3 protein-coding genes are annotated in these 4,603 nt (G+C 52.3%); all 3 read right to left on the bottom strand.

Annotation, left to right across the window (positions count from 1 at the left end; all coding sequences use genetic code 11):
• Positions 1 to 1,311: hypothetical protein (locus D6783_01345; protein ID RME53662.1), on the bottom strand; the 1,311-nt coding region annotated here is incomplete at its 3' end.
• The gene (locus D6783_01340) at positions 1,268 to 4,321 is read right to left on the bottom strand and encodes a hypothetical protein (protein RME53661.1); all 3,054 of its coding nucleotides are present in this window, start codon (positions 4,319 to 4,321) and stop codon (positions 1,268 to 1,270) included. The genes D6783_01340 and D6783_01345, both read right to left, overlap by 44 nt.
• The gene (locus D6783_01335; protein RME53660.1) at positions 4,318 to 4,542 is read right to left on the bottom strand and encodes a hypothetical protein; all 225 of its coding nucleotides are present in this window, start codon (positions 4,540 to 4,542) and stop codon (positions 4,318 to 4,320) included. The genes D6783_01340 and D6783_01335 overlap by 4 nt, the downstream gene beginning before the upstream one ends.
• Between the last annotated feature and the right edge of the window lie 61 nt (positions 4,543 to 4,603).

The following is a 4,603-nucleotide window of genomic DNA, read 5'->3' as shown; positions in this document are numbered from 1 at the left end:
GGTGGCAAGAGGGGCGCCGTTGACGTTGAGGATGAACTCTCGCTCGTAGCTGAGCTTGTTGTTGTAGAGGACGTGGCCCCTGACGATGTATTGGCCTCCAACCTGTGGGTTGAAGAAGGTTTCAATGGTTGCGACTTGGCCGGGGGGGACGCTGTAGAGGTCTGTGTCGATGACTTTGACAATGTCGCCATCCTCGTTGAGGATTGCTCCTTTGAATTTGGCAGTGACGACGCGCTCGCCAACATTGCGAAACACGGCAGTGATGGGAATGATGTCTCCCGTATTCGCCCAGCTCTGTGCGTCAATACGTTCGAGCACGCCTTGGTCGGCGACGCCGCCTCGCTCAACAACGTCAAAGGTGACGATGCCGCTGTCGCCGCAAAGCGGGACGTCAATTTCGGCCCAGTACTGCCCTGGCGGGAGACTGTGCGGAATGGTTTCTTGAAAGCGTCTCGTCGTGGTGGGGAGCAGTTCTTCTGGCGTGTTGAGGGTGTACGTGCCGAGGGTTTTTTCTCGGAATTGGTCCAGCGCCGTGATGGAGAGTTTGGGTTGGATGCGCACGTTGCCTTTGTTGGTGATTTGGAAGAGGATGTTGAGGGGGCTGTCTTCCTCCGCTGTCAGGATTTTGAATCCTGCCGCTTGGCACGCGGTGATTTGTGTTCCTGTCACGGTTACTTTGATTCGGATGCTGAGGGCTGCCTTGACTTGGCTTCCCATGGTTCCTTGACGGTTCGTGACGGTGAAGAGTTCTCCGGTGAGGATGCGTACATTGCCGGTGTATTCTCCGTTCGGGGTGTCAAGGGGCGGTTCGACTATGATGCGTACTTTCAGTGGTTTGTTTGATGACGTGGTTGGCTCTTCATCAATTTCGTATCGTATCCAGTCTTTGATGTCGCCGTAGGGTTCGAGGACGATGGGGACGGGGGTTGGGGAGTCTGTTGAGATGACCGCTTCTGCTTCTGCATATCCTCCTCGGAGCACGTTCGTGTACGTGAGCGTCCCTGTGTTGACGCCGATGACAACAGCACTTGTTGCTTGTGCGAAGAGGAGGAAGGCAGCGATGGCAATACCTATCGTGAATGGGAGTGAGAGGGAAGCGAAGGGGCTGCGCTGCGGTCTCGCCTTTTGTTTTTTTGTGTTGTTTTTTGGTGAGGCTGCCATGGTGGAGAGGTTTGCCGTCCTTGTTTGGTGTTCTGCTTTCTTTTTTTGGTATTTTCTTTTTTGGTATTTGTAGATAGTTTGTGGATGGTTTTTGTTGTTCTCTTCTTTATGTCTTTCCCTTCTGCGCTGCCATGGTCGGCTTTGTTTCACTGACGAGGCGGGCGTTGAAGAGTTGTTCGTTGAAGTAGGTGTAGCTTGCTTCTGCGTGGGATGTGAGGTATGTATTCTCCTTGGGGATTGTTTGCGCGAGTTGCTTTATTTCTTCTATTGTTCTGGAGAGGTTGAGGAAGTCTTGTTTGCCCAGGTAGGCATGTCCCTTCTTGATAGCTGTTGCGAGTTGTATTTTGTTGTAGAGTTCTTCGAGTCTTCCTTTGATGTGGCGTCTCAGTTGTTGGGGGATTGTTGCGTAGTTTATGGCAAGCAGTTCTTTGTACGCCGCCACTGCTTGGTCCACCATGTTTTGGTTGATAAGATGCGTTGCTGCATTCAGCTTGGTGAGGATTTCCCCTGGAAGCGTTGTGGTTAGGTTGCGCGGTTTGAGGTTTGTCGTAGCGGGCGGTTTTGCCTGGCTTGTTTGGTTTGGTGTTGCTCCCTGACGGGCGGGCGCGAGGGGAGATGTTTGGTGAAAGTGGTTTTGTTGGTGTGCTCTTTTTGTAGGTAGGATGGTAGTGCCTGGCGGGGGTGTTTTGAACGGGTCTGATAGTTGCGGGTCTTGTCCTGGGAAGAAAAGGTAATAGATGAGGAGAATGGCTACTGCTGCGCCGCCGAGGATGAGAATGAGGTAGTTCGTCCACCGCGGTTTTTCTTTGCTCGTGAAGGTTGCAGCGCCGGTGGGTGTTTCTTGGTTGATTTCTCCTTCCTGTTTTGTTTGCTTGCTGGGCGCGGGGAGGACGTAGGTTCTCGTCGCTCGTGCTTCGGGGAGTGTTGCGAGTCGGGGGAGGGTGTACGTGATGGTCTTGGTTTGGAGGTCTGCGATGTTGTACTGCACGATGGGATCTTTTTCTATGATGGTCGGGGGTGTGAAGAACGTTATTTGATCTGTTGTTTGGGCGAGGTTTTTTGGTATGGATTCAATAAGGTAGCCTTTGGGTATGGCTTCTGAGCTCGTGAGTGTTTTTTTGATGAGGGTGATGGGTTTTTTTGTGCCGTCGAGGTAGCGCAGGGTTCCTGAGACGATGGTGGCTTGGATGGATGTTCGTTCTTGGAGTGCTTTGGCGTTTCTGATAAATTCTTCTTCGAACTCTTGAGGAATGGGTGTTCCTTTCTTGAATGCCGCGATGCCTTCTTGGAGTTGGAACGAGTCGAGTGCTTGGATGTAGTCGCCGCGGCTCTCTATGGTGATGTCGTCGACGATGTCTTGGAGGGCGGATTCTCGCTCTTGTCTTGCTTGTGTGATGAGGGTGTCAAATGCTTGTTTATCAAGGGCGAGGGTTTTGGAGTTGAGGAGTTTTTCCCTGAGAGATTCGAGGCGCGCCTTTGCGGCCTTGGGCGGGGTGAGGAGGTCGAGGTCGTTGACAAGTTGGGCGGCGCCCGGGCTTTTTTCCGTTTGGAGGGAGAGTATTGCTGATTCGACGTCTGCAAGGGAGCGTTCAACGCTTCTGACTTCTTTGTCAAGGATGACTTCGAAAACGGGGGAGATGCGTTCTTCTGCCGCTTGCGCTTCTGCAATGACGGCCGAAGCGGATTGTTCTTCTGAGAGTTCGCCTATGTTGTTTGCTTCGTCGAGAGCGGCGATGCGGTAGTAGTAGGTGACGGCGTCTTTGACGGCGTAGTCCCTGTACGTTTCATAAATGAGGCCGTCCTCTGTCGAGTTGCGGGGTGTTACTTCTGCGTATTTGTCTATGTAGTCAACTCCTGGGGTTGGTGAGCGGAAGATGTGGAATGCTTGTGGGGATTCGCCGTCGTAGACCCATTTGAGTTCGATATAGTTGCTCTTGTTTTGGGCGGTGAAGCTCAGAATCTTGCCTGGTTGTTTTGTGTCCACGAGGAATAGTTTTCCTGAGGTGATGTGTGTTCCTTCCAGTCCTGTGTTGTCGATGCCGCGGAAGGTGAAGCTTCCTATGTTGTCTGTTGTTTGCTTGTCGATGATGATGTATCCTTCCCAGTTTGCGTCTTCTCCGGTGAGTGCGACTTCGATGGGTTTGGGGTCGTCTTCGAAGTGGTAGGTGAGGCTTGGTGTTTGTGCGAGGTCTTCACTTGCTTGAAGGCGGACGCGGTAGCGTCCTTGGCGGAGGGGTTCTTCTCCGTCGATGGTGATGCTCGCTGATGGTGGTGTGTTAACGCGGAAGAATCGTTCTGTGGTGGTTGAGGGGTTGCCTGCTGCGTCTTTGCATGCAATGAAGAAGGTGTGGCCTCCTTGGGCGAGGTTGTCGAGGGGTGTTTGGTGGTTGAGAGAGCCGGTGATGGCAAAGGTTGAGGGGAGGTTGTCGTAGGGAGCGTTCAGCGTGCCGTACTTGCACGTCGCGACTTCATCTGTCGTGGCGGCGAGGGTTGCGTAGTTTGAGGTTATTTCTTGGTTGCTTGCGGGAGTGATGGTTGTGATGGTCGGGGGTGTTTTGTCGATGATGAAGGTGCGTTCGGCTTGGGCAGTGTCGTATTCGTCGTTGCATGTGACGGTGAGGGTTTGGATTCCTTCGAAGACGCCGATGGTCTTAGTGTGGTGTGTTCCTTGGCTGTCGAGTTGGCCTGATTGGACGCCGAGTTGGTAGGTGCAGGATGTGACTGGGCGGGATGTAGTGGCGTCGATGAAGATGTGGTCGGCGTTTGTCTTGGTTTCTGGGGGTGAGTTGAGGGTGAGGGTGAGGGGGTTGTCGACGATTTTGACGACTCTGCTTTCTTGTTTGGTTTCGTTCGGGTTTGTTGCGTTGAAGAGGAAGAGGTATTCTCCTGCTGAGGAGTAGTTTGTTTGCCACGTGTAGGTTGTGTTTGTGCTAACGAGCGTTCCGTCTTTGTAGATGGCATAGTTTTGGGCGGGGGGTGTTGAGGTGAAGGCGAGGGTGAGTTGGTCTCCTTCTAGTACTTGTGAAGGTGCGGTGATGGTGAGGGTGAGAGCAATGGTTGGGTTTGCTATTGCCAGGCTGAGAATGATGAAGAGGAGGGTTTTGAGGGTGGCGGTGTTTTGGGCTCGGCAGTTGTTGGGAGGTGATGGCTGTGGGTTCATAGTTCATCACCCCGTATTGCGCCGAGAAGGTGCTGGTCTTCTTTGAGTGCTTTTTCTATGGCTTCTTCAAGGTAGGTGTTGAGTGTTTTCCCTTTGAGAACTGCGATGATTTTCGCTTTTTTGTGGACGTTGTCTTTCAGTCCGATGTTGACGCGTTTCATGCTGTGTGGTTCCCTGCGCCCTTCGCTTTTTCTTGGATGTGTGGGCGTCGTCCCCGTCATCGAGTATAGACTTTTCTATACTAAAGTAGCTATTGATATTGATTATTTATATACTTTATTG

It is taken from the genome of Candidatus Woesearchaeota archaeon (assembly GCA_003694805.1).
Classification (GTDB): Archaea; Nanobdellota; Nanobdellia; order Woesearchaeales; family J110; genus J110.
This window is presented reverse-complemented; position numbering and strand designations above follow the sequence as displayed.

Coding starts and splice junctions, on each gene's coding strand:
- D6783_01340 (RME53661.1), bottom strand. CDS start 4,321: ATGAACCCACAGCCATCACCTCCCAACAACTGCCGAGCCCAAAACACC.
- D6783_01335 (RME53660.1), bottom strand. CDS start 4,542: ATGACGGGGACGACGCCCACACATCCAAGAAAAAGCGAAGGGCGCAGG.